The organism is uncultured Photobacterium sp. (assembly GCF_947502415.1).
Taxonomy (GTDB): Bacteria; Pseudomonadota; Gammaproteobacteria; order Enterobacterales; family Vibrionaceae; genus Photobacterium.
The window spans coordinates 91013-117667 of record NZ_CANMZV010000008.1 but is presented as its reverse complement, the minus strand read 5'-3'; the positions used below and the strand labels follow the sequence as shown (position 1 = coordinate 117667).

The window sequence follows — 26655 nt, the reverse complement described above, 5'->3', positions numbered from 1 at the left end:
GAAGAACAAAAACAGACCATTTAGGTCTGTTTTTTCTTTTTAAATAACATTAATAAATATACTAATCGCACTTAATAATATTGATTTGTTGTAATACATAAACACTATTAAACAAGTAGCTTATAATAATTCATTCAATAGTTCTCTTTTGATGAATTAGCATTAACCACCAATGAAGCCATTATTCGTCTGACGCCATCTTTACAAGCTGACTGACCATCCTCCCAGCCTTGCTCAAATTTAGTTCCTTTATTATCCAATGTAGCATCACGCAAATAATTCATATCCGGCACACTTTTGGTACTCAGTGCACTTTCACAGCCCTGGTTATAACCGTAATGGTAAATACTGTCGTATTTAACATCACTCACATATTCATCAGGAAACAGCTGATAATTTTCATAATCCGAACTACTGCAGCCAAACACACCAGATAACAGTATTGCAATTACAACTACTCTATATTTCATACTTTCTGGCTCCTCTCACTATGCTTACCACAACAAGCATTGATCCTCATTTGATACGCTCAGAGCATCACACGACATAATTTTAGTCTAGACAACAACTTGAGTTAATACTGACTCTTTTTAAAGTGCCTTGTGAGCTAGACAACAGAATAAAAAAATAGTCGGCCATAATGAAAAACAGACCGCAATTGCTGCCTGTTCCAGAGACTTGAACCGTTGGTAGCACTACTGACTCAATACAGCATTGAAACGTTCGAAGCCCTGCTCAAGATCGCGGATCAAATCTTTCGGGTCTTCCAAGCCTATGTGCAGTCGCAGCAACGGACCCGCAAACTCTTTTTTCTTGGCCGTCCGCAGGGCGTTAATATTCTGACTAGCCAGAATCAAACTTTCAAAACCACCCCATGAATAACCCATACTGAAATGCTCCATTCCATCAAGCAGAGCCGTCAAAGCTTCGGTATTTCCGCGATTCAGCACAACAGAAAACAAGCCATTGCACCCCTTGAAATCCCGTTTGTAGAATTCATGACCTTCACAGCTTTCCAGTGCAGGATGACGTACATGATCCACCTCATCACGTTCAGCAAGCCAGCGAGCCAACTTCAGGCTATTTTCTTCATGCTGCTTAAGTCGTACCCCTAGCGTCCGCAAACCTCGCATTGCTAAATAAACATCATCTGGCGAGGTACACTGTCCCATCAAGTAGCTATTTTCTCTTAGCTGATCCCAACAGCGCTCATTGGCCGTTGCAGTACCCAACATGACATCAGAGTGGCCAACGATATATTTTGTTGCCGCCTGAATCGAGATATCAACACCGTGATCAAATGGCTGAAAGTTAATTGGTGAAGCCCAGGTATTGTCCAGCATAACAACCAGATCATGTTCATGGGCGATACGGGCCAAAGTTGGCACATCCTGAACTTCCATCGTAATAGAACATGGTGATTCAAGGAAAAGAACAGTCGTATTCGGCCGGATCAGATCTCTGATCCCCTCTCCGATCATCGGGTCATAATAAGTTGTCTCCACACCCATCTTATCCAGAATCTTGTCACAGAAACCCCGTGTCGGCTCATACACCCCATCCACCATCAAGATATGATCACCGGTTTTCACAAACGACAAAATAGCATTGGAAATTGCAGCGGTCCCGCACGGATACAAGGCACTGCCAACACCGCCTTCCAGCTCTACCATCGCCTCCTGAAAAGCAAAATGGGTATTGGTGCCTCGACGGCCATAGAAAAGGGCTTTATTGGCCCGGTTTGCCGTGGCATGTTTCATCTCTTCAACAGAATCAAAAACAATTGTTGATGCCCGGCTAACCGGCGGATTGACAAGATGCTGAGTCCACTTTTTTGAGCGTCCAGCAGTGACTATTTTGGTATCTAACTTTTTCTTTTCCATATTCTACCCAAGCTTCATCTTTAACTTATATGCTACAAACCTAACACAATTACCGAAGGCTTGGGTAGCAGAGGTAATATCATCACCTCATCGCAACATAATGCGGTACAGAGCGGTCCCCCGCGTGCTGGCTATAAACGGGTGTATTAATAAGGTCAGCAGTATTGGGATCGATCATTTCCAGATGCGCGCGATAATTCAAACATGCTCTCATTACATCCATATCACCAGCCACTTTGGCAGTAAGTACGGTCAGCAAAACCGCCTTATAAGCAAAATGACGGTGCAACTCAATCGCAACATCGACTGAACAAGGTTTTGCTCCCTGTGGCCGTAATACCTGCAATGCTTGCTTTTTCGGGTATAGCTGGAAAACATTATGATTAATATTCTTCGCCTGCCGAATCATGTTACGGAGCTCGCAACGGGAGACCGGACTGTAGCAACCCCGGCAATCGTCACCTGCCGCGCTTCTCAAATACTCCTGATGCAGCGGTGTCAGCAAGCCATCCTGGCTCGGCAGGCTTAGAAAGATAATATCTTCGTAATCATCACCTAGGGTCTGAAAAATCCCACGTGTCTGAGAAACAAAACCCTTGTTTAGCAGACAACTGATAGCCTTTAGCCCAGACAGATACTGAACCAATACCGATAACATAGCGGCAGGAATATATTGCTCACTGTTTGCCGAAGAGTTCAAACGGTTACGATCTTCTTTTGACGGAAGCAACGCCTGCAACTGAAACTCTAAAAACTGAATAATCTGATGGTTAAGCTTCATTTCTGTATCATACATAATACTGCCCTTGTCATTTACCAGTGTATGAAGTTCATGCCTTGCTCTCACTGAAGATAAATGCAATAACAACGCCTAACATTTCTACTTGTATCACTGCCACATAAAGCATTCTTGTGATTGCATTCTCATCTTGTAAGCAATTTTTCACTTTTTTATCGACATATTAGTCAAAATTTGTTTGCACAAAAAAGTTACATCACACAAAGTATTGCAACAAATATTAATCTGTTCCACTTTTAAACATATTAATAACAATAAAGGCCGCTTTAGCGACCTTTATTTATTGAAAGCATTCCAGATTATGGTTCGTCAGTGATCGGCTCCGGCATATAATGCTCTGGGCGCAATCCAAACACCTCCGGTAATGACGTTCCCACCGAAATCGATGACCAGGTACCGGTAATAATGCCGATAAACATGGCAATCGCGAAACCTTCCAATGGCCCGCCTCCCAGCAGCCAGAGAGAACCGACCGTGATCAACGTGGTACCCGAGGTTACAAGGGTACGCGAAATGGTTGCAGCAATTGCTTCGTTATTGATCTCATGAATCAGCTTATGCGGCTTGGCAATCAGAAGCTCACGAATACGGTCAGCAATAATGATCGAGTCATTTAGCGAGTACCCTAAAATTGCCAGAATCGCAGCCAATACTGTCAGGTTGAACTCCATCTGAGTGGCAGCAAAAAACCCCAAGGCAAAAATGACATCATGAGCAAGGGCAAACAAGGCCCCCGATGCCAGGCGCCATTCAAAGCGATAACTCAGATACCCTAAAATACACAACACAGCCACCAGTAAAGCCAATCCACCCTGCTCGGCAAGTTCCTGACCAACCTGCGGGCCGACAATGCTGGTATTAAGCACAGTGATGTCCGTTGCCAATGGGGCTAATAACTGGTTAATCGACGACAACTGCTCACTATTTTCCGGCATCGCATAGCGCAAAACCCACCGCCCCGGCTCGCCGGCAGAAATCACACTGACGTCCTGATGCAAACCCGCATCAAGCAATGGAATTAATTCACTGCTGGTAATCGCCGAATCTAACCGAATTTCACTGACAACGCCGCCAGTGAAATCCAGCCCCCAATTCAAACCTCGGGTGGCAATCATCAAGATGGAAATAACCATCAATAACACGGAGACAGCACTGGTAAAGTGACGCCACTTAGTTGCATTTTTTTTATTGATAAACATGGCTTTAAATCCTCACTTCACGAGATGCATCACGTCCCCAAACCAGATTAATCATGGCGCGGGAAGCAAAAATACCGGTAAACATACTGGTCAACAGACCAAGTCCCAAGGTAAGGGCAAATCCCTGGATAGGGCCATTACCGATGGCGTAGAGTACGACTGCGGTGATCATTGTCGTGAAGTTAGCGTCAAAAATTGTGCTGAATGCGCTGCTAAAACCGCGGTCAATGGATTGGGCAAAGCTACGCCCTTCCTTGAGCTTGTCCTTAATTCGCTCGAAAATCAGCACATTGGTATCGACTGCCATACCGACCGTCAGTACCAAACCGGCAATACCCGGCAAAGTCAGAACCGCCCCAGGGATCAATGCCAGCAAACCGAACAGCATCACCATATTCATGACCAATGCCACATTTGCCACCCAGCCCAGACGGCGATACCAGCAAGCCATGAACAACAAAGTCATCCCTAGCCCCAGCCCTAAAGCAGCAAAACCATTCTGAATATTTTCAGCTCCTAGTGTCGGGCCGATAGTACGTTCTTCAACAATAGTTACCGGTGCAGTCAGAGACCCAGCTCGCAGCAAAAGCGCCAGTTCCTGAGCGTTCTGAATAGAACCCGCCCCAGTGATCCTGAAACGATTGCCCAGCTGGCTCTGAATTGTCGCCACACTGATAATTTCACTAGTCTGCTTTGCATTACCTCTGCTATCACGACTGTATTCGCTGAACGCCGTTGCCATCGGCTTACCGATATTCTGGCTGGAAAAGTCTGACATGATCTTACCGCCAGCATGATCCAGCGTAATATTGACTTCAGCCATCCCCATCTGGCCAAAACTGGCGCGGGCATCAACAATATGATCACCACCCAGTACCGGCTTACGGGCAACACGTACTGGTTTTCCCGACTTATCCATCACTTCCATGGTACTTCCGGTACCCGGTTCTTTAACCGCATAAAAAGCCAGGCTTGCCGTCGCACCAATCACATTTTTTGCTGCGGCCGGATCCTGCACGCCCGGCAATTCAATGCGAATTCGATTCTCACCCTGACGCTGCACCAAAGCCTCAGTGATCCCCAGCTCTTCAATACGGCTTCGCATTGTTTGCAGGTTTTGTTGAACCGTCAGGTTTCGCAGTGCTGTTTTCTCATCATCCTTCAACGTTAGCTTCACCCCGTGGCCAATCGTATTGGTTACTTGCCACTGCGGATAATTGGTTCGGATAAATTTTCGTACTTTACTGTTAGCTTCTGAGTCAGAAAGCTGGACATGCAACGCATCAATGCCCGATGCTTCAATACGTGCACCTCGAATACCGTCTTGGCGAACTTGCTGACGTAATTCCTCGGCCAGCTGCTCACCTTGCGCCTTGAAAACCTGATCGACATCGACATCAAGCAGGAACTGAACACCACCACGCAGATCCAGCCCCAGTTTAATTGGAGCGAACCCCATATCCTGCAACCACATCGGTGCAGCAGGCTCCAGTGCCAGTGTCAGCTGCGACTTGTCACTGACGATATCAGCCAGCGCAGCCCGAGCAGCTGTCTGCTGACTATCATCCTCAAGAACAACAACTGTCTTATCACCCTGTTGTTCAATTCGCTTGGCAATAATGCCTTTATTTTTTAACTGATGTTGCAGTACAAGCGCCGAGGGAACTGATTCGCCCTTAGCCGCAACCTGCACAGCTGCATCTTCACCGTACCAGGTTGGTATTGCGCTCAGCAACATGACAAGAACAGACACCACCAGCACAACATATTTCCATGCCGGATAATGATTAAGTAATCGTTGATTATTGGTTTTTCTCATTTTATACGCGCCATATACACTTTCAGAGAACGGACGTCCAAAAGTGATGGAATACATCTCTGCTCCTTGGCATTACGCAACAACATTATCAACCATGTGTTGATAGCAAACGTAGCCTCAGACCAGAATGAACCAGACAACCGGATAATCAGGCTCGTGCCGGATTAAACCTAATGCTGGATATGAAAATAGACATGACTGTACCCACTGCTAAATTGCAGCAAAGTACGGCACATATCAGGCGCTGAGAATGTGATGGTGGTAGACGGTGTAGGTGAGATTACTCTCTTTCCAGCCGGAGAGCCGGCTGGCTGTAGGCTGGGTATTGAGCACCCAGTTTAGGCTGTCGCTAAAATTAATGCTGTAGCCTTTTTCAAAGCTTGGCACTGGCTCAACGGGTAACTCAATTGCCAACTGATACAACGGTTGAACCTCTTCAGGATCATGGCGCATCAGATTGGCCATTCGTGAACAGTTAGTCAAAGCAAGATCATAACCATGCGTCTGGCTAGAGTGCTGCTCTGCAGGTTTTGGTGCCGATTGCAGAGGGAAATCCCAAACAAGAGGTTGAGCGTCAACACTTTTAACAATTTTATCGGAATCAGAATAGGCATCGAGCTGTGCAAGCACAGGATCATAGTTGGCGGAGCTTACAATATGCTGAGACGCATTAGTCGGCATCACCGCAACCGTATCGGAGCAGTGGCAATCTGCATGAGCAAACGAAGTAGCTCCTAAGCAGATCATCAGCATCAATGCACGAAATAATGTAATCAGCATAAGTCAGTGTCAACCAAAATAATCAAAGGCATAATATGGCCTGTTATGAACATTCACAAGAAAAAACTTGCACTGAATCACACTTTTTCGTCGTTCATCAAATATGGATTGTTAATTGCGCATCTTTTTTCAGAGTGAGAGTTATATTGCTCTAACAGAACACATATACCAAGAGGGATGCTGGGAAATGACCACTCACAATATCGCATTTATCGGACTTGGCACCATGGGCTTCCCTATGGCCGGTCATCTCGCCAATGCAGGCCACCATGTCACTGTCTATAACCGCACTACAGCCACCGCAAACAAATGGGCTGAACACTATCCCGGCACTGTCGCCACCACTCCGGCAGCTGCAACCAAAGAAGCCGATTTTGTTTTTACCTGTGTCGGTAACGATGATGATATTCGCGAGGTATATAAAGGAGATAATGGCATTCTGTCCGGCGTCAAACCAGGCTCTATTCTGATCGACAATACAACAGCATCTGCTGAAGTAGCTCGCGAAATTGCATTAGCCGCAGAAAAACATGGCGCAGCCTTTCTTGATGCGCCGGTATCCGGTGGTGAATCCGGAGCCATCAATGGATGCCTCACCGTGATGGTCGGCGGGAAACCGGATGTATTTGCATCAGCAAAACCTGTGATGGATTGCTTTGCTAAGGCAACCACACTAATGGGTGATGTTGGCTATGGGCAAATCACAAAAATGGCGAACCAGCTTTGTATCGTGGGCATTTTGCAGGGATTATCGGAAGCCATCACACTGGCCAAATCTGCCGGACTGGATATCGAAAAAATGACGGATGTGCTCAAGCACGGTGCGGCAGGCTCATGGCAACTTGAAAACCGTGCGCTTACAATGGCCGAAGGCAAGTTCGATTTTGGTTTTGCACTTGACTGGATGCGTAAAGATCTCGGGATCTGTTTTGATGCCGCCGATAAACTGGGGGTTGAACTGCCTCTGGCCAAACAGGTCGACGATAAATATGCAGAACTGCAATCTCGCGGATTTAACCGTGCCGATACCTCGGTTCTGATCAAACAATTTGATAAGTAAAGCAACATTACCAACGCGGTCAGCCACTAACCGCGTTGGCGATTAATTAGTTATTTATTATCAACAAATCCATCACAATTATTATCCAGGCCATCTCTACCCCGTGGACCTTTCTCATTCCTTCCCGGATATACATCAGCGTTGGTATCATCACAGTCACCATCCTCAACGCAGTAACCATCGCCATCACTGTCGGTACAAGTCGCTCCTTCCCCCCCGCCATCAGGTATCGAACCACCACCATCCGAGTCTCCGGTAGTCCAGTTCAGTGCTTGATAACTCTGAATCAAACCGTGTCCGAATGAATTGTCATACCCTGAGTTTCCCAAATCCTGTGCAGTAGAAGTAATAGCATCTTTAACATCTGCCGGAGCAACACCATTCGCTAACAGCATCGCCGCCAAGGCGCTTACATGAGGAGCCGCCATCGACGTTCCCTGAAAGAAGTAATACCCCCATCTTCCGTCACTACCAAAAGTTTCTTGTAATACACCATCAGCAAAACCATCACCATTAGCATCTGCACTAGTATTTCCACCTGGCGCGACCACATCTAACCCCTTGCCCCGATTAGAATATGAAGCTAATGCATTATTAAAATCTGTTGCCCCAACAGCAATAACACTAGGATATATCGCTGGATAACTGACATTCTTCCTAAAACCATCATTACCCGCAGCTGCAACAACAATCACACCATTATCTGCGGCGTAGTCTAATGCCGCATCCATGAGCGGATCATTGGTGAGGCCAGAGCGAGCGCTTACACCCAAGCTCATATTTATGACCCCAGCTCCATTATCTACCGCGTAATAGATTCCTTCGGCAATATCAGCAAAACTACCCGAGCCCGTATCACTCAATACTTTCACCGGCATTACACAGCTGGCATAGGCCAAACCCGCAACACCAACTTTATTTCCGGTAGCCTGGGCAATGGTTCCCGATACATGCGTTCCGTGACCATCACCATCTGTTGGGTCGTTATCATTATTTACAATATCGACCCCCGTCCTCTGGCCTGTATCTTTATTCGTATCAATGCAGGCTATGCCATCATTCCCGCCCTCGCGCAGCCCAGTATCCAGAACAGCTACGGTGATACCAAAACCATCACTCGTTCCCCACGCCTGATCCGATTCAATATGACTAAAATGCCATTGGTAAGTAGTGTAATAAGGATCATCAACAAAATGATTAGCAATATAGTTTTTGCTTGATCGTTTCCCCTTAGCCCGAAAAGCTGTCAGCTGACCGGCTTCCTTACCACGCTCGACACTAACAACAGACACTCCTGACTTAGGGTAAAAGCGCAAAACTTTTTCTTCTCCAAGTTCTTCAGGTGTCGCCTTCACCAATACCTGGCCAGCATGAAAATTAGGCTCGGCATAAGCAGGCAATGCCGCAACTAGTGCAAAAAAACACAAGCCCGTGCGTAAATTGGGGAGATTAGACGATAAGAAATTAGACACGTATTTACCTCTGCTACTGTTATTTTTCATAAGTGTAGTAAAGGATTAGTGTCTTAATAATAAAGATATGAATATGTCTATTTTATGCTACACACCGAGAAAACACTTGTACGTTTCAGCATACTAATGATCAAAAAAGTGAAAAAAAGACTGTCTGAACCAGAACCTCTTGATCTAAATGGTTATCAGCTAATGCCCCATTATTTAAGAACGTGTACGCGTTAATGTTTGCCGAGAAGAGACAAAATTATAAACCGTCACATAAGTACTTCCTTATCAGGTTAACAAGTAATAGCCCATAAGAAACATCAATTTATATTATTCAGGCCATATCGATAAAAATAATTGCTCTGGTTATCCATAACAAAAAAACCGCCACTAATGAGGCGGTTTTGAATTGAATCTATTTGTTTGAAGCAACAATTACAGGCTAACGAAGATACCTGCCAGTGCCGCACTCATCAGGTTCGCCAGAGTCGCAGCCAGAACCGCTTTGAAACCCAGGCTTGCCACATCACCGCGACGCTCAGGTGCCATCACACCAATCGAACCAATCTGGATTGCAATAGAACCGATGTTTGCAAAACCACACAGTGCAAAAGTTACAATCACCTGACTCTGAGCCGAAAGCGTCTCTTTAACACTTACGAAATCAAGGAATGCAACAAACTCGTTCAGAATCAGCTTCTGACCAATAAATGCACCAGCCTGAAGCATTTCTGTTGCCGGAACACCGATAACAAATGCCAGAGGTGAGAACACATAGCCAAGGATTCCCTGTAGCGTCAGGTTCTGCATACCGAACCACTCACCAACCATTTCCAGGCCAGCATTCGCCATTGCAATCACACTCACAAAAGCAATCAGCATCGTACCGATTGCCACGGCAACTTTCATACCGTTCATTGCACCCGCAGCCAGTGCATCGATCGCATTGCTATGGTCACTCTTCGCCATTTCAATGTCAGTTTGTTCAACCGCAACGCTTTGCTCAGGCACCAACATCTTGGCCATTAGCAAACTGCCCGGTGCCGCCATGAAGCTCGCTGCAATCAAGTATTTAAGATCAACACCTAAGCCTGCATAACCACCAAGCACACTACCTGCTACTGATGCCATACCACCTGTCATCACTGCAAAGAGTTCAGAACGGGTCATTTGAGGTAGGAACGGCTTCACCAACAGTGGGGACTCGCCCTGAGAAAGGAAAATATTACCAGTAGCAACCAGTGATTCTGCACGGCTGGTTTTCAGAGCTTTCTGAATACCGCCACCGATCACTTTGATCACCCATTGCATCACACCAAGGTAATAAAGAAGAGAAATCAGAGCACTAATGAAAATAACGAGAGGAAGAACACGGAAGGCAAAAATAAAACCGGAAGTAGCTAGGTCACCGAATAAAAATTTAATACCTTCATCAGCAAATCCCAATACGCTGGCAACACCATTACTCATGGATCCCAGCATCTTCTGTCCCAACGGGACATAGAGTACCAAAGCGGCAAAACTTGCCTGTAAGAATAAGGCTCCACCGACGGTACGCCAGTTAATCGCTTTACGGTTTTCAGAAAACGCCCAAGCGCATACTACCAGCACAAAGATACCGGCCAAACTAATTAACAACTGCATTATTTCGTCCTGCTGCGTTGATTAAATCGATTGTCGAAAAATGAAGGTATTACTGCCTGCTGCAATAGGAGAACAAGTGCTTTCAGGGAAAAAGCGAAATAGGAGGGTTCTGAACAATAACGTTCAGAAAATTTGTGTTTGTTCGTCCATATGTACAACATACAAGTCACCTTGATAACAAGCTAAATTAACGCCGGTCCAACTCCGTGGGTCGTTCACATTCCATGATGACAGCTTGTAACTAAGGTGGCTGAACTCAGTGGTTCTGGCCGAGTGCGGAGTATATAGAGGTATGGTTCACATTAACAACCCTTGATGTGAATTTTTTTGTGATCTTGGTTCAACTGTACAATAAGTAGACAATGATGGGCAGACAGCTTCATTTTTACCAATAAATGAGTCAAAAAAAAGTAAAAGAGGGAAACGCATTCCCTGTTCACCCTGTTATATGAACTGAGTTCAAACTCCGTTAAGGCTTTCTCAGGATGTGTGCCGAATAGAATTGACTATTAAAAGCAGCAAGGCATAATCGCTGAATACTAATAAGAAAGCAGGTCTATATGGCTAAAGCCCCTCACTCAGCGCGCACTCACTGTTATCGTCAATGGAAATCAGCCCTTACCATTGCGATTGCCTCGTCGCTTTTTACTCCGGCCTCATATGCCAACCAATATGTTTCAGAACTTAAACTTCTGAACTACACCGACTCCTACGGCAATGTTTTCCTGCGCAATACAAAAAACATTGAACTACCAGACCCTTTAACGGTTAAAGGCAACCTTAATCTGGAAAATAGCAATATTGAACGTCTCCCTCGCCAGCTGACTGTCGAAGGAAACCTGAACTTAGCCTACAGTGCTGTTACCCGACTTCCACAACAACTCGTAGTTCACGGCTATATCAATCTGGCCCACTCTCAGGTCAGCTACCTTAATAACGGCCTGCAAGTAAAAGGGGATTTAAGCCTGATGGGTACAAAAATCACCAAACTGCCACCGTACCTGTTTGTGGATGGTAATCTTTACCTGGCCAATACTGCAATTAGCGAACTTCCAAAATTTTTAGTCGTCAAAGGTAATATCTATCTGGGAGGGGCGCCCGTGACGATTTTTCCGAAAGAAATAACTGTTGGGGGCAAGATTTATCAATAGCTATTGATAGCAAATCGAATCAAAATCATCCATTTGTTCAATAAAAAAACAAATAACGAACCCGATAATAATAGAAAAACCACTTTAACCATAAGGGATAAAACTGCTTTTTGTTCATATACTTCTATACTGCGGAGTGCAAAAAAGCATAAAGCTAACTAACGCAATATTATCATTAAAGCAATAAATAATAACCGCCCAATAAAAACGATTACTATCACAATATAAACATGCTTGTTTTTTAGTCAGCAGTCAAATGCTTGCGTGAAAGAATTATCGGTTTAATTAGGCGGGGTCTTTTAGCCAGAAACATATTTCTATTTCATTTCGTGCTTCTGGCTTTTTGTTTCAACGACACTGAAAATCATTAACCTTACATATATAAATGCAAGTTATGGTCTTGATTTCCCTTTAGTATTTGTCGTTTGTGACTGATGATAGAACCATTGTCTACGGTTTCTATTACTCATAATACACCTCTCATTTTCCAAAACGAGTAAGGTTGATATCTCTCTTTTATAATACCGTTCTTACTCATCAAACTGCTTTACTAAATCACCTAATCATTACATCCATATGACAGGTCGATAATTGCAAAGCTTCTCGACTCCCTGATAAATCAGCTTAAACAATAGAACAATCAATCTAATTTTGTTCGCCTATAAGCCCAGGGGGTAAATTCTATGTGATATTTCGTGTAGAAGTGACGCTAGAAGTGACCTTATTTAACGGATTAAGGCTATCCACTTTCTCTTTGGGTTTTCACCTTACAATATATATCAACGGAACCAATATAAGAGCCAATGTTCTCTATTGCAACTACTATTTGCTTAATTTTGTGTGATGACAATCATCCTTCTATTAATATTCAAATAAACTACGCATATGAGCTTCAATTAACTACTTAAAAAATAAGAATTAATTAACATTGACTCATAAATAGTTCGTATAACCTCTCAAAAAAACGTTACATCTATTGACAACACAGTGTTGACATGATGACACACTTTGTTAACATCGCAATGTATCTTGACATAGGGTCGGAAACATGGGAATGCATACAATCACTTTGCAGCAGGCTGCTGATGTACCGAAGAAAGTACTGTTTCAGCTACTTTCTGACCATGAAAACCTCGGCCGCTTTTTCGATGCCGAGTATTCATTAGTCAAACATGGAAAGCCAGACATTAATGGAATAGGTGCTGTCAGAAAAGTGACCACTGGACCATTTACTTTTCAGGAACAAATCATCGACTACAAAGAAAATGAACACCTTCACTACAAAATCATAGAAGGTGGCCCAGTCGATGAGCACGGCGGTTGGATCCGTTTTCAAAGCCTTAATGCCAACCAGAGCCTGATTCATTACCGAATCAATTTCACCCCTCGAATACGAGGGACAGGTTGGCTGATCAAGCTTTTATTGGAGAAAGACATAAAGAAGGCACTCTTCAATATCGCCCAATTCGGTGAAGCAAAATGGAAACGTGAATAAAGCCACTATTTATCGATTAACATCCTTGCTATCCAAACCGATTTTCTTCTGATTTAACATCCTCCAGAGCAGAGCTCACAACCAGGGCCCTGCTTTTTTATACTTTGTCAGAACCCTAGCTCCCCAATGACAAACTCTCTGACATAGTAGTGTCAAACTAATTCGCTACTTTCATCACTATGAAACCAATTGAATCTTGAGCATTGAGACATACTGCTCGTTATTTAACCAAAACAATTGCGTGCCATTCTTGTTCGCGATTTAATAAATCTCCTTCAGTTCTTCATTGATAACAAGGTGGATCCTATGGGACAACAACCTTTGCTAACAACTGAACGGCTGATACTCAGGCCTTTCCAGTTATCCGATGCCCGCAACATACAAAAACTTGCCGGTGACGAGCTCGTTGCCAACGGTACAATCAATATCCCCCACCCCTATAATGACGGGATGGCCGGACAATGGATTGGCAAACACCTTGCCGGATGGCAAAGCCGAACATCGGCAATTTATGCTATTACTCTGAAGTCAAACCCCATACTTATAGGCAGTGTTGGGCTTCACAATATCGAATACAATAGAGCCCAGCTCGGCTACTGGCTTGGTGTCCCCTTCTGGGGACGTGGATACTGCACTGAGGCTGCGATTCGTCTGACTGAATTCGGCTTCAAGCGCCTGGATCTAGAACTGATATACGGCCAGCATTTCAGCCGAGATCCTTCGCCAGGTAAGATCTTGCAAAAGATCGGCATGGAACACGTCATGACTAAATCCAATGCTACCCGGGTCAACATGCTCACCGAAGATCTTGAGTATTACGAATTAAAGGCAATCGCTGAAGCCGAAACCTGATGCCAGACATTAAAACTAGGTTCTCACTCTCGACATGTAATAAGCATTGACGTATTCACCATTACGAAAAGCATAATTCACAGCTTCGCCTTCAATTACAAAGCCGTATTTTTCATAGAGTGCAATGGCTGCCTGATTGTCGGTATACACTGTCAGCTCAATCCGCATCACATTCAACCAATTGTCGGCAAGATCAATCATCGCTGACATCAAGGTACTACCAACGCCTAGTCCTTGATGTTCATCGCTAACTGCCACCCCAAATGTAGCAACATGCTTGCGTCGGTGCCTTGATATAACAAACAATCACTTATTCGCTTCACTTCCAAACAAACGAAAATTCCTATTGATTATAAATAGATAAGACTCTATCCAAGAAAATTAAGTTTATAAAATAACAAACACAGCTCAACTTACTAAATACCCATATAGAAAGTAATGACAAATCAGTATATTTTTATCATTAAAAGCATATACCTACTAATATTCGGTTATAAAAATATCAACAATGATAATTTACTCACAATAAAACAAAGTGTTAAATAACTAATCTTTTAAAATTCCAATCTAACTTTTTTAGTTGGGACTATACTCAAAATGACAAGTGACAAACGAGGTGGCATGTATATTCAGAGACAATCTGAAACTTATTTTTCAATACAGCTTCAGATTGAAACTAAAATAACCACCTAACTTATTGTTACTTCTATTAAAACAAAAATAAGATGTTTTATTGAAAGATATGTATTAATGGCAGGTCTTATATTTTGAATGTGGAAAAATATGCACATATAAAAATGGCTGATGCCACAGACTATGAGGTGAAGATTATGTCTAGCTTGAAAGTACTAACTGCTACAGCTGTGATTGTTATGTCGTCTTCAGTATTTGCTGACATCCGCGTTGCAGATACGCACAATGGTGCATGGGTTACGGTTACAGAAAACGGACAGCCTGCTGCCAATGCATCAGTTACAGTTGCTAACGTACCGCAACAAAAGAAAACATACACAACAGACGAAAAAGGTCGTGTATTTATTCCATTAACACTAGAAAACTCTCGCTCTATCAAATATAAAGCGAAAACAGAAAGCGGCCGTGAATCATCACGCTTTGCTTTCCACTCTACCAACAAATAACGAATACAATAAAAGGCCCTGCTCCCTACAACAGGGCCTTATGCTATCTTTTTATAATTACCAGTCTTAAACCACCTGCCTTATAACCATCTGTTTATAACTACCTGTGTTATAGTCATCCTTTTTATAAACCATCTACCTTATAAACCTCCTACTTTACAAACTTCCCACTTGCTAAACTTCTCGGCTTCCTATACATCCCCAGAACGATAATCACGCAAATTTAAGTCTCTCGCCAAAACCAAAACTAAACCAATGATTTGCAGAAACAGTGCCAGATTCCGCAACTGTGAAATTGACTTCATTTTTTCAGAATGCAATTCAATTAACTGTAAATTATCAAGATAGAGCTGATTTATTTTCTCTCTGCGATCATCCTGCACTTGGTTTAACGCAGAAATTAGCCGTGGTATTCCTGTCAGAGACAAGTCATCAATTTTTTTCTCATCGAGCCAATAATTAATTTCGCCTATGACTTGCCTACTTATTTCAATGGCAATAGGTTGCTTATGCAGATCACTGGATAATATCAATCCCAGTACATTTTCTTTCTTCCTCTCGACAGTTTCTACTTGCTGCCAAATCAGGGTGATTAGTTTGTCATTATTTTGCTGTTTCTGAACTAATTGACTCGCTTGACGAGTTGCGTCATCTATAAAAAAATTCGTCATTAGAGCCGATATGATATTCAAAGTTAAACCAGCAGCTACAAGCATCCAGGTTTGTATTGTCCATTTTCGCATAAACAGCCCTATCCATACTCAGGTATTTTACCAATTTGACACCACATAAATTAATTACTGTTTATTACTAAGTATGGCAAATAAACCATAACAGCCCCCCTTCCTAAATATTCAAACAAATATAAAATCCAGCTTTAATGATGTCGCAATTGCGTAACAAAAGTATCTCTGAACTTTTTTGTGATCCCTTCCGGCACTAGCTACGTTTAAGTTTATTGTTTCAAAAAAATAGACGTCAAGTGGACAATAATCACACCAAAGCAACACGTACAACCTTGCTAACCGTCAATGATTTCAAAACATCGAAGTTTCTGGTTTCAAACCAGGAATTTATGGATTTTGTACGTAATGATGGTTACCTGCCCCCCCGCTTCTGGAACGACGAAGGAAAAGCCTGGCTTGAATATACCAAGGCTAAAATGCCCCGGTTCTGGCGAAAACAAGACGGCAAATGATTACAACGTAACTTCTATCGACATGCTGGTTTCCGCTATGTCGAATCAAGCCAGGATCCGAGCAGCATGACCTCAGTCAACATCTATGAAACCGATGAGATGATCTCCCAATACCTGGAATTCCACTACGACGGTGAATACTTTGATGTCCCTAACTTCTGTATCAATGGAGTCAAACAGTGCCTGCACGAAATCAAGATAAACCAAGCTGCCAAAGCACTGGATATAGGTTGCTCGGTCGAACGAGCATCTGGCGTAAACGCTGAGTTACGGCCACGCACGAAGTGACTTGAGTCTATATGACGTGCTACTGTACTGCTCTATTATGAGTAGTACAGAGCATTTCATGATGAGAACGCCATGTGTCGCCAAATGTAAAAACCAGGATGGGATCTGCGGCGGCTGTTTTCGTACCATGACTGAAATTACCGAGTGGCGTCATATGGATGAAGTCAAACAAAGTGATACCATCAATTCAATACAGGGTGTTAGTGCTACCCATACCTGTAGCCTATGCGGTAAACCGGCCTTTTGCGATATCAGCGCAGGAAAATCAACCTGCTGGTGTTTCGAGATTGAAAAGCGTGATACCTCGGGTATCGAATCTCCAGACTGCCTATGCCGAGAGTGTCTGAGTAAGTTACCGCTGTTGGATAAATAATCCTATATCCGCGATTTAATTTTCAGTGGAAAATATATACACAACCCCATCTTTCCCGAATTCACCTATACCTCGTTTTTTGTTTTCAATATTCACCATCTGCGTTTCAAACCTCATAACAAATAAGAATAAATATAATTTATCAATTACTTCCCAACCAATGATTAGCTCGATGAAAAAAGCACTTGCCTCTTACTCCTCCTTATCTGGCTATGCACAGGCTCAATCTGCTACCCACTCCCGTTCTTACAACGCGCTTCCTGACAATGAGCAACTCTGTATGAAAGTTGTCGGCAGAATGCTAGCCAAGCAGCATATGATTTTCAGTGATACCAAAGCAGTTCCTAATATCCGCCGCGCCACTGAACGAGCCATCGACGCAACACGTGAAGCATTCGGACATCGTGAAAGCTATTGCAAGGCAACACGTTCTACAGGACTACGCGCCGGATCCTAATGAAGGCTTTCGCCATAAACACGGTGAGATAAACAAATCATCCACAGTAATAGCCAAGTCCCGATTAAGCGAATCTCTCGTTATACCAGGTATACTATTATTATCATTCGGGGACTTATGTCGTAATGATGGGGTAATTCCTATGAAAAAGTGGTTGCTTGCGAGTATTATTTTTCCACTCTTTCTGATGGGGTGCGAGGCGGACACGAAACCAGGATTTTCCAAGCAGAAACTCCATGGTAATTGGGTTCTCACCAAAATCGACGGCAAAGATATCACTATTGCAGAGCCCCAAACCGTCCCCAATATGGCTATTGATACCGAGCTCAAAGTTGCCGGGTTCAGTGGCTGTAACCGCTTTTTTGGTCAAGTTGAGCTGGCAAAAGGCTACAAACTTCGTGTCGTTGCTATGGGGGCGACCAAAATGGCCTGTGTTCCAGAAGATCAGGCGCAGATTGAATCCGTAATGACCAAATCCCTGCAAAAGTGGAACAGTGTCGCACTCGAAAACAAAATCCTGACCCTGACTTCCGAACAACATATTCTCACTTTTATCCCGACAGATTACAGCGACGATATACAAACCGAACAGTAAACGCTGCTATCTCGAATTTTGAACCTATAGCGGTGGCAAAACTAATTGAGGAACACACCGTAAGCATCTGCTGTTTCTTTACCCCTCTTATTGCCATACAATCAGAGAGATAACATTCTCAGGGGCTTCCAGATATGAAAAAAATTCTCTTCGCAATTACACTCGCAACACTGTTGAGTGGTTGTGATCAAAATGAAGTAGGTGACGTTAGCTTAGGCGTATTCACTACCAAAGATATTAAACTTAACACGCTTATTGATCCGAAAGTGAGCGGCGTGACCTGCCATGTCGCCAGTATTGAAGCAGATTTAAGCCTCGCCGATCCTTCCGATTCATCCATTTCATGCCGCCAGACCGGCGAAATTACCCCAGAGATGATTGCGACGATTGATACATCCAAGTCAGGTGAAGTTGTCTTCAAGAAATCGAAAAGTATCTTCTTCAAAACAATGAAAATCCGTCGTATCTACGATAAGAACTCTCAAACCCTGATGTATGTTTCCTACTCCACTAAAGAAACATCAGGAAGCTACAAACACAGCCTTTCAACTGTTCCTCTGTGGGGAACCAAAGCCTATCACTTCCCGGCTCCAGAAAAGCAGTGATCACCATTATTAAAAAAGCGCCCTAAGGCGCTTTTTTAGTATTACTTCACAACCTTAGATCGCCGCTGAGTTTTCAACAGCATTGCCGTTGCCAGCAAACCGTATACCAACACCAGGCCCCACAACTGCAACCAATAATGTCCTACCTGACTAAAATCAGCTCCCATCTGATTAACCCTTAAAAAAGCATTAATTGCCGGAGCAGCCGGTATCACTTGAGCTAACGCATTAATCGGAGCCGGAATGGCCGACATCGGCCAAATAAAGCCGGCAGAAAAAATAAGCGGAAACGAACTCATCAGTACGACCACTGTTGCCAGCTCCCGGCGAGGGATCAGCTGGCCGATAATCATCCCCAGAAAAATCACCGACAGCAAAAATGGCACCATCAGCGACAACAAGTCAGATATCGATGCCAAACGGTTGATCTGGTAATAACTGAAACAAAAACCAAAGTAATACATCACTAATGGCATATAGAGCAGCATAAACAAGCAACCACGGACAACCATCACCTTCCAGGCCGGGTACTGCAACCAGTAACCAGATTTACCCTGTCGGTAATATTCATTCTGACCGCCTCCCAATAAAGCAACGGCAATCAACAAAGTCTGATGCAGGATCAGAATGAATACTGCCGGCACCACATAGTTGATATAGCCCATTGTCGGGTTAAATACCGGCTGCATATTCAGATTCATTGCCGAATATTGCTGAGATGCCAAGGCTATGTTCTCACCAGACATCACCATACGAGACACTTTGGCCTGTGCTCCCAACGTTCCGCCAGCCGTTGCCAATCCTTCGACTACTGAGCCGTAAACCAAGAAATAAGCCGCATCGCCAGCATAAGAAAGGATCGGACTTTTACCTAGCAACAAATCACGAGCAAAGTGCTCAGGGATCACCAACAGCCCCTGCACCTGACCGTCGTTAAGCAAAGTTTTGGCTTCTTGCACACTCATAGCCCGCGCTGCAAGCTGAACTTGTGGAGTAGCATCAACCATGCGCTCCAATTGATGACTGAGCTGACTGTTATCCATATTGACCACCGCCACCTTTTGCTCTCGCGGTAGCTGTTGCGAATATGGCAAGGGATATAGGAACGAATAAATCAACACCCCGCCGAACACAGTAAACAGAATCGACTGGTTGGTAAAAATCGCACTCAGTTCAAATTTAAACAGGTTTCGCCAACTCATTGGGTTACCTCTTCTTGATTGTGTTTTCCGGCCAACATAACGGCACGCCAAAACGCCAACAGTAACGGCAGAATAAAGACGCAAAGAACAGCTAATTGCGGCACTGCAGCTGCTAATGACTGACCATGATTAACCTGATGAACCTGCACTTCAAGATAATGCGTAACCGGCAACATTGAACGCCAGAACTGAGCAAATGCCGGCATGTCCGTTGCAGGGAATGTCACCCCGACAAAAGCAAATGCCGGAGCGGTAAAACCTGCAGCAAAGCTCATCGCCTTAGTCGGATCCAGCGCCAGCAAGAAAAACAATGCTCCAACGCCCTGACAGGCGATAACCGTCAGCAATTGCGCTAACAGCAATATCAGCCAGCTGCCATGCATTGGCCAGCCAAGGGCACCATACATTGCCCAAAGGAACAGTATCCCTTGCAGCAAGAACAACCCTGTATAAGGAAACAACTTAACCAACAGATTCCGGACTGGTGCACCTCGCAGCCACTGAGCGATCCCCTGGTTATGAAGTTCTGCTGAAAGCGCCAGAATAGTCGTTACCACCATTACAATCTGCCAAACCGCTGGAATAGCCGCTGAAACAATGAACTGACCATAGTGATTATTACGGTTATACAGTGGAGTCACTTGAGAGCGAATAGGCACTGCCTGACCCAGAGCCTGAACCGGGACAGTCGCTCCTCCTGCCATTTTTTTCAAAGCATCAACCGAGGCATTCAACGTACCATGAGCCTGTACTATCGCGGAATTAACAACTTTTGCAATCAAGATGAATTGACTGTTATTGAAGGTTGTAACATCGGGTGCCTGACCCAACATGGTGTTCTTTTCCAAATCCTTTGGGATCACCACAAGCGCATAAACCTCACCTTCACGCAAGGCTCGGCTGCCCTGATCAACTGACGAAAAACCACGAGCAACCGCAATTGCCGGGCTAGCATCATAATTTCGAACCAATTGGCGCGATAAACGGCTATGATCCAGATCGACAACACCAATAGGCAGATCGCGAGCGATCCCCACAGAGAAGATCCCCCACATCATCAGAAACAGGGCGATAGGCAACCATGACACCAATGCCCTTAACCAACCGTCACCAAGTAACAATTGCCATTCTCGACGTATCTGTGAACTAAAAGACATGCTGATCACTCAACAATTACACTCATACCGACACGCAGTCCATCTATCGGCATAATCGGACGCGCTTCTACCTCAAAGGTGCGCATATCAAATCCTTGTGCCGGATCAGTTGTCCGCCAAGTAGCAAAATCCCCCATCACAGCAACATGACTCACCTTAAAACTGTACTTTTGATTACCCAAAGCCGGAACAGAGGCTTCAAACTGCGCGCCCTGATTGTAATTTTTAAGCTTATCTTCCCGCACATGAAACACAGCCCAGGCCTCATTGATATCCACCACGCTGACTACAGGAAAGCCTTGCGGAGCCAATTCACCTTCATGCAGCAAAATCTGGGTCACTTCGCCATCATGCCAGCTTTCAACTTTGGTATCCGCCGCGTAGGCTTCTACTTCAGCAACCGCACCGGCAGCCATACGTGCCTTTTCAGCTGCCGCACGCTTGGTTTCATCACGGGCACCTTCTTTGGCCATTTCAAACATCTGGTAAGCCGCTCGCTCTGTATAGCGGGCCGCCTGCCACTGAGTGTACGCCTCATCACGCTTCTGCTCAGCAATAACACCATCCTTGTACAAGCTATCAACACGCTGGTAAGTCTTGCCCATCAGTTCTGAAGCTGCCTTGGCTTTTCGCCACTGATCGCGGGCGGCTTCGATTTCCTGACTTCGAGCACCTTTTTCAGCCTGATCAGCCATCGCCCCCGCCGCTTCCTGACCAGCCTTGGCCTGTTCAAGTTTCGCATCAAGCTCCGGGCTTAGCAGGGTGAAGATAAGATCACCACGCTCAACATTATCGCCCTTGCGAACCAATACCTGCTCAATTCGTCCCGGCACCTTGGAAGAAACATTATATTGCTGGGCTTCAATCTGCCCTTGCATGCGTTCAGGCTGAGGTTGGTAAGCCTGCCAGAAGGTATAGCCCAGCCAACCTACCAGCACCGCTGCCGGCACGACTGCTGCTAAAGACTTAAACTTACTCATGACTTAACCTCTACACCTTGATATTGCTGATATTGATTAAAACTATTCATCTCGCCACTCATCGCCAGCAGGCGCGACAATGAAATCACATACTGGAACGCCGCCGCTGAACGCTGCGTTTTGACACTGGCCTGATACAGCTCGGCATCAACCACATCCAAAGATGTTGATAGCCCCTGGCTGAATGCCTTCTCGCGCAGGCGAACATTTTCTTTTGCCAGTTTCAAGCTTGATGACAAGCCGTTGTACTCTTCTAATGCCTGCATTGCCTCGCGGTAGGTCTTTTCAACCAATACCGACAGATCCTGTTCGGCCTGAGCGTGCAGGTAGTTCACCTGAGTCACCATGCTGTGCGCCGCTTTTACTTTTCCTGAGCGCCCTGAATTGTCAATCAGCGGAATGTTGACCCCGACACCGACAGCCCAATCCGGTGCTGTTTTAGCTGCAAGCGTATCGTCTTCATGTAAGCTGTAATTACCGTACAGGTAGACTTCCGGATAGTATTTCCCCTTCTCGGCATCAATCAGGCCGCTGGCCTGTTTCTTTTTAGCATCGAGAATATGCAAGCCAGGATAGTCACTCAGCGTCTTCTCGATAAATGCCGACATCGGCGGAAGAGATTCATTGATAAATAAAGACGTTGACGGCACTGCCGGACGCTCCAGCTTAAGTAGCTTGGTCAGCGCCACTTGGGCAATCTCCATGTCTCGCTCGGCTTTTTGTCGCTCTACCCGAGCTTTGTCGTAAGAGGCTTCTGCCTGCAAGCGTTCAACCTTGGCAATTTGCCCCTGTTGCTCCAGCTTAAGGGCATGCTCAAAGTGTTTCTTCAGGCCTTGCTCGACATCAACACGGGTCTGCAACAGCTGTTGGGTCATCGCAACGCCGAAGTAGAATTTGGACAAATCTTCAAACTTGGCTTGCTGCTTCATCGCCAGCAAATAACGCGCCTCTTCATTTTGTCCTTTGGCAATATCCTGCGCAGCCATAATCCGGCCACCGGTAAAGATCGGCCAGACCGCTCGGATAGAGCTGGTAAAAATATCGCGATCTGTCAGCTGTGAGGTAAACATCTTATCAACGGCTGCGGGATTGATTCCCAGCATTTGGGCTAACCCAGCCACTTGTTCACCAGCAGGCATACTGCCAATCACATCTGAGGGTTTAATCTCTATCGGCTTATCCAAGCGGGTATAGTTGGCCTTTGCCGTAACTTGTGGGAAAAACAAATCGCTGGCAGCATCTTGCAGGTGCTCAGTACGCTCTACATTTGCACGCTCAGCAGCCAATCCGTCGTTACTCATCACAACAGCTCGCCAGGCATCGGTAAAACTCACCGCCTGCTGGCTAACCGGGCTAACTACAGTCGCGTTATTACCCTCAACAAGTTCTGATGCCTCCGCTTCAGTAACAAAACCGCTAAACGGTATCGAAAGCAATGCGGCGCAACACGTCATGGCCGCGATAGGCTTTATCTTCATTATTCTTTCCATTAAGCCTTTATTTAGTGGTCTGAAATTAATTCTAGAGTAAATACTCTAGAATTCAACTCTTCTGTGCTACATAAGTTATTTTCGAAACAGTAACCAGAACAACAAAAAGGTGACCCCAGAGAATAAAAACAACACTAAAATATACCTATCACATTGTTTTATATGGAAATAAAAGGATAGGTCGGAAGAGGAGTTTAGGAACGGAGAACGGACAGACAAAAAAAGCGAGCATCTGCTCGCTACAAAAAATTAAGCCTAATCAAGCAACATCCATATTGCTGAGAACCATTACATGATAGAGAATAGCATTCTGTTAAATAGAGAACAGTGCTCTGTATGTGGTTTTGTGATCTTGTTCTCATAACAAACTTCACTTTAGCAATCCTCGTTGTACCAAAGCTTAAATAACACTAGATGCATAGCAACTTATTGCTAATGTACGACAACGCAGATGTATTATTCTTATAGCAACACCATGGATTGCTCTGAATGCCAACGGAATTATGATCTGCTGCATTCGACACGTTTTCTATTGGATAACTACCTGATCTACAGGACGTTGTTGTATGCAGGTCGACCTAGCTCCCCTGATCTTCGAGCTATGTGCTATTGTCATCAGTGCTGCAATTCTCGGCACACTTTTCTTATATGCACGGCAACCCATTATTCTGGCTTATATCGCCTCCGGTATGCTCATCGGCCCCTGCGGGTTGAAATGGATCCCGAACACTGAACACATCACCCAAATCGGGAATCTCGGCGTTATCCTGCTGCTTTTTCTCATCGGACTTAATCTTCAACCTAAAAAACTCATCAGGCTGTTCAAGGAAAGTGCCTTTATTACCTTGGGTACCAGTTGCTTTTTCTTTGCCTGCGCACTGCTCTTCGCCCTAGTCATCCAACTTCCCTTGAATGATGCTCTAATCATTGCCGCAGCTCTGATGTTTTCCAGTACCGTTATCGGGCTCAAGCTTATTCCTACTACCACCCTTCACCACCAGCGTATGGGGGAAATGATGACCAGTATATTGCTGGTTCAAGATATCCTGGCTATCTGTGTAATTATCTTCCTTAACATCGGTCAGGGAGGAAACAGTATTTTGCTGGCTTTTATGATGATGCTGCTGAAATTTGCCGCTCTTTGTGCACTGGCATTCCTTGGAGTGCGGCACCTGATTTTACCGCTGTTCAGGCGTTTTGATGTTATTCAGGAATACAGCTTCATCACCACACTTGGCTGGTGCCTGTTTTGGGCCGAACTCAGCCACCAGGTGGGTCTGTCTTATGAGAGCGGAGCTTTCATCGCAGGTATATCCATAGCTGTCAGCCGAGTATCCCAAGCCATCTCAGTCCACCTGAAACCTCTGCGTGAGTTTTTCCTTATCCTGTTCTTTTTTGCTATCGGGGCAAGAATGGAGCTGTCGGGCAACGATCTTTACAGCCTGCTTGGCGTCCTGTTTGGCGCTATGTTGGTGGCTATCAAGGCATGGGGGTTTTCTAAGGCCTTTCAACTGGCAAATGAAAAGCCAACAATAAACAGGGAGCTAAGTGCTAGGCTAAGCCAGGCCAGTGAATTTTCGTTCCTGGTGGTTTACGCTGCAATGAATGCCGACTTGCTTTCGATGAAGGCCAGTATGTTTATTCAGACAGCCACAATGACTACCTTTATTATTTCTACTTACTGGGTCGTAAAATACTTCCCGACCCCAATCTCTATCGCCAGCCACCTACGCCAGGATTAAAGGCGGCTAAAACTAAACACAACAAGTTAAGGCTTGTTCGGATTTACGTTGGCAAACGGGTAGGAAAAAACCAAAGTGATCTGGTCATCAAAGACCTTCATGGTAACGATTCTATCCTCAGCTTTTTCCTTCGGATCTTTGCCTAAGTCAGCAGAGATCCAATGTTCCATATCGCGATAACCTAAACGGTAAGCACGTTGGAAAGCATTCTTATCCATAAACAGATATTCCCGGCGAACCAGAAAATCATACCGGTTAACCAACGCAAACATCTGATCATCTAAGGTCTGCCGATCTAAAGTTTGAATACCAGCCAGCACATCAAGGGATTCACCGCTTACATTCAGGTAAGCAAATACCAGCCCCAGCCTCCTTAAACCTGCCAGTATTGCATTGTAATTAGTTTGAGTGAGCGGCGCAGTAAACTCGATATGATGAAGCTTACCCTCAGAAAGAAACGTTGCCGCCATACCACCATTTGTATTGAAGTCCTTGCGCTGGTCAAAACAGACAACCATCTTATTATCATACAATTCAGAGCAATCAAAAGCTTCAGGCAGAGAGCGTACATATTCCGCATCATCATGAAGATTAAACTCTCCCATCAATGGCGACTCATAAGCAAAAGTATTACCCGACAAAGTGCCTGCAAACAGCAAGATTGAGGTTCTGACGATTAAACGCCGGAAAATGGCAGGAAGTGAAAGAGGCACATTATACTCCGCAACAAGAAAAACATGGCTAGTTTTACCCCTAGTTTGGCAGAACATCAATGATCGCAACAGCGTATACGTCAACTCTCTAACGGGTTGTTATGTTGTTCTCTCCACTACAAGCAACTCACAGGATCAGTCAAAAGCAGCAAAAAGCATCACACTAGTTCGTCGTCACAACAGCCGTGCGGTTCAAGTGCATACAGCATTTCTAAATATACATCGGTACTTTTAACAGCTTCAACGAATAGAGGAGGAATATCCTCAATTTTTTCCAACTCTGAAATAAAGCACTTATGTTCTGAATTACTGAGAATCATTGCCGCTACTGTCGCCCGGTTAAACTCGCTATCCAGAGAAATACCAAGCTCTTTTGCCTTAAGAATTGCGGTGCATACTTTTTCCCTTCTGATATGACCTTCAAGGCATACTTTCAGATTATCCTCATCAAATTTGACGCCAAGCATTTTTAACCAATTCAATTTTTCTTGAATAAATTTTTCCACTTTACCCTCAACGTATAATTATCATTTAGCTGTAATATAGTTGTTACTAATACCGTTCTTCGTAGTTT

Annotated in this window: 27 protein-coding genes and 1 pseudogene; 12 read left to right on the top strand and 16 right to left on the bottom strand. The window is 44.6% G+C overall.

From position 1 onward, the window contains the following. Positions 1-134: 134 nt before the first annotated feature. The 6 genes from Q0852_RS10640 to Q0852_RS10615 all read right to left on the bottom strand — a co-directional run bounded on the left by Q0852_RS10640 (position 135) and on the right by Q0852_RS10615 (position 6480). Positions 135-470 (bottom strand): hypothetical protein, encoded by a 336-nt coding sequence (locus Q0852_RS10640; protein WP_299018002.1) that lies wholly within the window; start codon positions 468-470, stop codon positions 135-137. A gap of 225 nt (positions 471-695) precedes the next feature. Further along, entirely contained in the window at positions 696-1883 is a 1188-nt protein-coding gene (locus Q0852_RS10635; RefSeq protein WP_299018001.1) for a cystathionine beta-lyase, read from the bottom strand. Positions 1884-1965: 82 nt separating this feature from the next. Then, on the bottom strand, positions 1966-2679 hold the full coding sequence (locus tag Q0852_RS10630; RefSeq protein WP_299018000.1) for a hypothetical protein: 714 nt from the start codon (positions 2677-2679) through the stop codon (positions 1966-1968). A 302-nt stretch (positions 2680-2981) separates the two neighbouring features. Next, positions 2982-3881 (bottom strand): protein translocase subunit SecF, encoded by a 900-nt coding sequence (gene secF / locus Q0852_RS10625; RefSeq protein WP_299017999.1) that lies wholly within the window; start codon positions 3879-3881, stop codon positions 2982-2984. Positions 3882-3885: 4 nt separating this feature from the next. Then, the gene (gene secD / locus Q0852_RS10620; RefSeq protein WP_299018104.1) at positions 3886-5700 is read right to left on the bottom strand and encodes a protein translocase subunit SecD; all 1815 of its coding nucleotides are present in this window, start codon (positions 5698-5700) and stop codon (positions 3886-3888) included. 237 nt (positions 5701-5937) lie between these two features. Further along, complete coding sequence (locus tag Q0852_RS10615) at positions 5938-6480, bottom strand: hypothetical protein (protein ID WP_299017998.1); 543 nt, start codon at positions 6478-6480, stop codon at positions 5938-5940. Between the two features lie 187 nt (positions 6481-6667). Between Q0852_RS10615 and Q0852_RS10610 the strand changes: the two genes are divergently transcribed. Beyond that, a complete protein-coding gene (locus Q0852_RS10610) occupies positions 6668-7540 on the top strand; it encodes an NAD(P)-dependent oxidoreductase (RefSeq protein ID WP_299017997.1) in 873 nt (290 codons plus the stop codon). Between the two features lie 50 nt (positions 7541-7590). On the opposite strand, the gene Q0852_RS10605 is transcribed toward Q0852_RS10610, so the two are convergent. Next, positions 7591-9012, bottom strand: coding sequence for a S8 family serine peptidase (locus Q0852_RS10605; protein ID WP_299017996.1), 1422 nt, complete (start codon positions 9010-9012; stop codon positions 7591-7593). 423 nt (positions 9013-9435) lie between these two features. Beyond that, entirely contained in the window at positions 9436-10644 is a 1209-nt protein-coding gene (locus tag Q0852_RS10600; RefSeq protein WP_299017995.1) for a NupC/NupG family nucleoside CNT transporter, read from the bottom strand. A 560-nt stretch (positions 10645-11204) separates the two neighbouring features. On the opposite strand from Q0852_RS10600, the gene Q0852_RS10595 reads away from it, so the two are divergent. The 3 genes from Q0852_RS10595 to Q0852_RS10585 all read left to right on the top strand — a co-directional run bounded on the left by Q0852_RS10595 (position 11205) and on the right by Q0852_RS10585 (position 14142). Next, complete coding sequence (locus Q0852_RS10595; RefSeq protein WP_299017994.1) at positions 11205-11795, top strand: hypothetical protein; 591 nt, start codon at positions 11205-11207, stop codon at positions 11793-11795. Positions 11796-12849: 1054 nt separating this feature from the next. Then, the gene (locus tag Q0852_RS10590; protein WP_299017993.1) at positions 12850-13290 is read left to right on the top strand and encodes an SRPBCC family protein; all 441 of its coding nucleotides are present in this window, start codon (positions 12850-12852) and stop codon (positions 13288-13290) included. 306 nt (positions 13291-13596) lie between these two features. Then, positions 13597-14142: a GNAT family N-acetyltransferase gene (locus Q0852_RS10585; RefSeq protein ID WP_299017992.1), complete on the top strand. Its 546-nt coding sequence runs from the start codon at positions 13597-13599 to the stop codon at positions 14140-14142. Positions 14143-14157: 15 nt separating this feature from the next. Here the strand turns inward: Q0852_RS10585 and Q0852_RS10580 are convergent. Beyond that, positions 14158-14427, bottom strand: a pseudogene (locus Q0852_RS10580) (GNAT family N-acetyltransferase); the annotation flags it as partial. 545 nt (positions 14428-14972) lie between these two features. Between Q0852_RS10580 and Q0852_RS10575 the strand changes: the two are divergent. After that, entirely contained in the window at positions 14973-15281 is a 309-nt protein-coding gene (locus tag Q0852_RS10575) for a hypothetical protein (RefSeq protein WP_299017991.1), read from the top strand. A gap of 191 nt (positions 15282-15472) precedes the next feature. On the opposite strand, the gene Q0852_RS10570 is transcribed toward Q0852_RS10575, so the two are convergent. Continuing rightward, a complete protein-coding gene (locus tag Q0852_RS10570) occupies positions 15473-16024 on the bottom strand; it encodes a hypothetical protein (RefSeq protein ID WP_299017990.1) in 552 nt (183 codons plus the stop codon). Positions 16025-16263: 239 nt separating this feature from the next. Here Q0852_RS10570 and Q0852_RS10565 point away from each other — a divergent pair, with 239 nt between their 5' ends. The 6 genes from Q0852_RS10565 (at position 16264) to Q0852_RS10540 (ending at position 18797) form a co-directional block, all read left to right on the top strand. Further along, positions 16264-16479 carry a hypothetical protein gene (locus Q0852_RS10565; RefSeq protein ID WP_299017989.1) on the top strand — a complete coding sequence of 72 codons (216 nt, stop codon included), beginning with the start codon at positions 16264-16266 and terminating at the stop codon, positions 16477-16479. A 66-nt stretch (positions 16480-16545) separates the two neighbouring features. Further along, a complete protein-coding gene (locus Q0852_RS10560) occupies positions 16546-16767 on the top strand; it encodes a hypothetical protein (RefSeq protein ID WP_299017988.1) in 222 nt (73 codons plus the stop codon). 61 nt (positions 16768-16828) lie between these two features. Beyond that, positions 16829-17140 (top strand): cysteine-rich CWC family protein, encoded by a 312-nt coding sequence (locus Q0852_RS10555; RefSeq protein WP_299018103.1) that lies wholly within the window; start codon positions 16829-16831, stop codon positions 17138-17140. Between the two features lie 172 nt (positions 17141-17312). Continuing rightward, on the top strand, positions 17313-17597 hold the full coding sequence (locus Q0852_RS10550) for a hypothetical protein (RefSeq protein ID WP_299017987.1): 285 nt from the start codon (positions 17313-17315) through the stop codon (positions 17595-17597). A 142-nt stretch (positions 17598-17739) separates the two neighbouring features. Further along, positions 17740-18192: an META domain-containing protein gene (locus tag Q0852_RS10545; protein WP_299017986.1), complete on the top strand. Its 453-nt coding sequence runs from the start codon at positions 17740-17742 to the stop codon at positions 18190-18192. A 134-nt stretch (positions 18193-18326) separates the two neighbouring features. Continuing rightward, positions 18327-18797 (top strand): CreA family protein, encoded by a 471-nt coding sequence (locus Q0852_RS10540; protein WP_299017985.1) that lies wholly within the window; start codon positions 18327-18329, stop codon positions 18795-18797. 41 nt (positions 18798-18838) lie between these two features. On the opposite strand, the gene Q0852_RS10535 is transcribed toward Q0852_RS10540, so the two are convergent. Genes Q0852_RS10535 through Q0852_RS10520 form a run of 4 tightly spaced genes read right to left on the bottom strand, consistent with a single transcriptional unit; the run spans position 18839 to position 23614 of the window. Further along, entirely contained in the window at positions 18839-19999 is a 1161-nt protein-coding gene (locus Q0852_RS10535) for an ABC transporter permease (protein WP_299017984.1), read from the bottom strand. After that, positions 19996-21156: an ABC transporter permease gene (locus Q0852_RS10530; protein ID WP_299017983.1), complete on the bottom strand. Its 1161-nt coding sequence runs from the start codon at positions 21154-21156 to the stop codon at positions 19996-19998. The genes Q0852_RS10535 and Q0852_RS10530 overlap by 4 nt, the downstream gene beginning before the upstream one ends. A gap of 5 nt (positions 21157-21161) precedes the next feature. Next, entirely contained in the window at positions 21162-22136 is a 975-nt protein-coding gene (locus Q0852_RS10525) for an efflux RND transporter periplasmic adaptor subunit (RefSeq protein ID WP_299017982.1), read from the bottom strand. Continuing rightward, a complete protein-coding gene (locus Q0852_RS10520) occupies positions 22133-23614 on the bottom strand; it encodes a TolC family protein (RefSeq protein ID WP_299017981.1) in 1482 nt (493 codons plus the stop codon). The genes Q0852_RS10525 and Q0852_RS10520 overlap by 4 nt, the downstream gene beginning before the upstream one ends. 578 nt (positions 23615-24192) lie before the next feature. Between Q0852_RS10520 and Q0852_RS10515 the strand changes: the two genes are divergently transcribed. Continuing rightward, positions 24193-25368, top strand: a complete 1176-nt coding sequence (locus Q0852_RS10515; protein WP_299017980.1) for a cation:proton antiporter — start codon at positions 24193-24195, stop codon at positions 25366-25368. A gap of 26 nt (positions 25369-25394) precedes the next feature. On the opposite strand, the gene Q0852_RS10510 is transcribed toward Q0852_RS10515, so the two are convergent. Then, the gene (locus tag Q0852_RS10510; RefSeq protein WP_299017979.1) at positions 25395-26081 is read right to left on the bottom strand and encodes a hypothetical protein; all 687 of its coding nucleotides are present in this window, start codon (positions 26079-26081) and stop codon (positions 25395-25397) included. A 158-nt stretch (positions 26082-26239) separates the two neighbouring features. Continuing rightward, a complete protein-coding gene (locus tag Q0852_RS10505; RefSeq protein ID WP_299017978.1) occupies positions 26240-26587 on the bottom strand; it encodes a hypothetical protein in 348 nt (115 codons plus the stop codon). Positions 26588-26655: the final 68 nt, after the last annotated feature.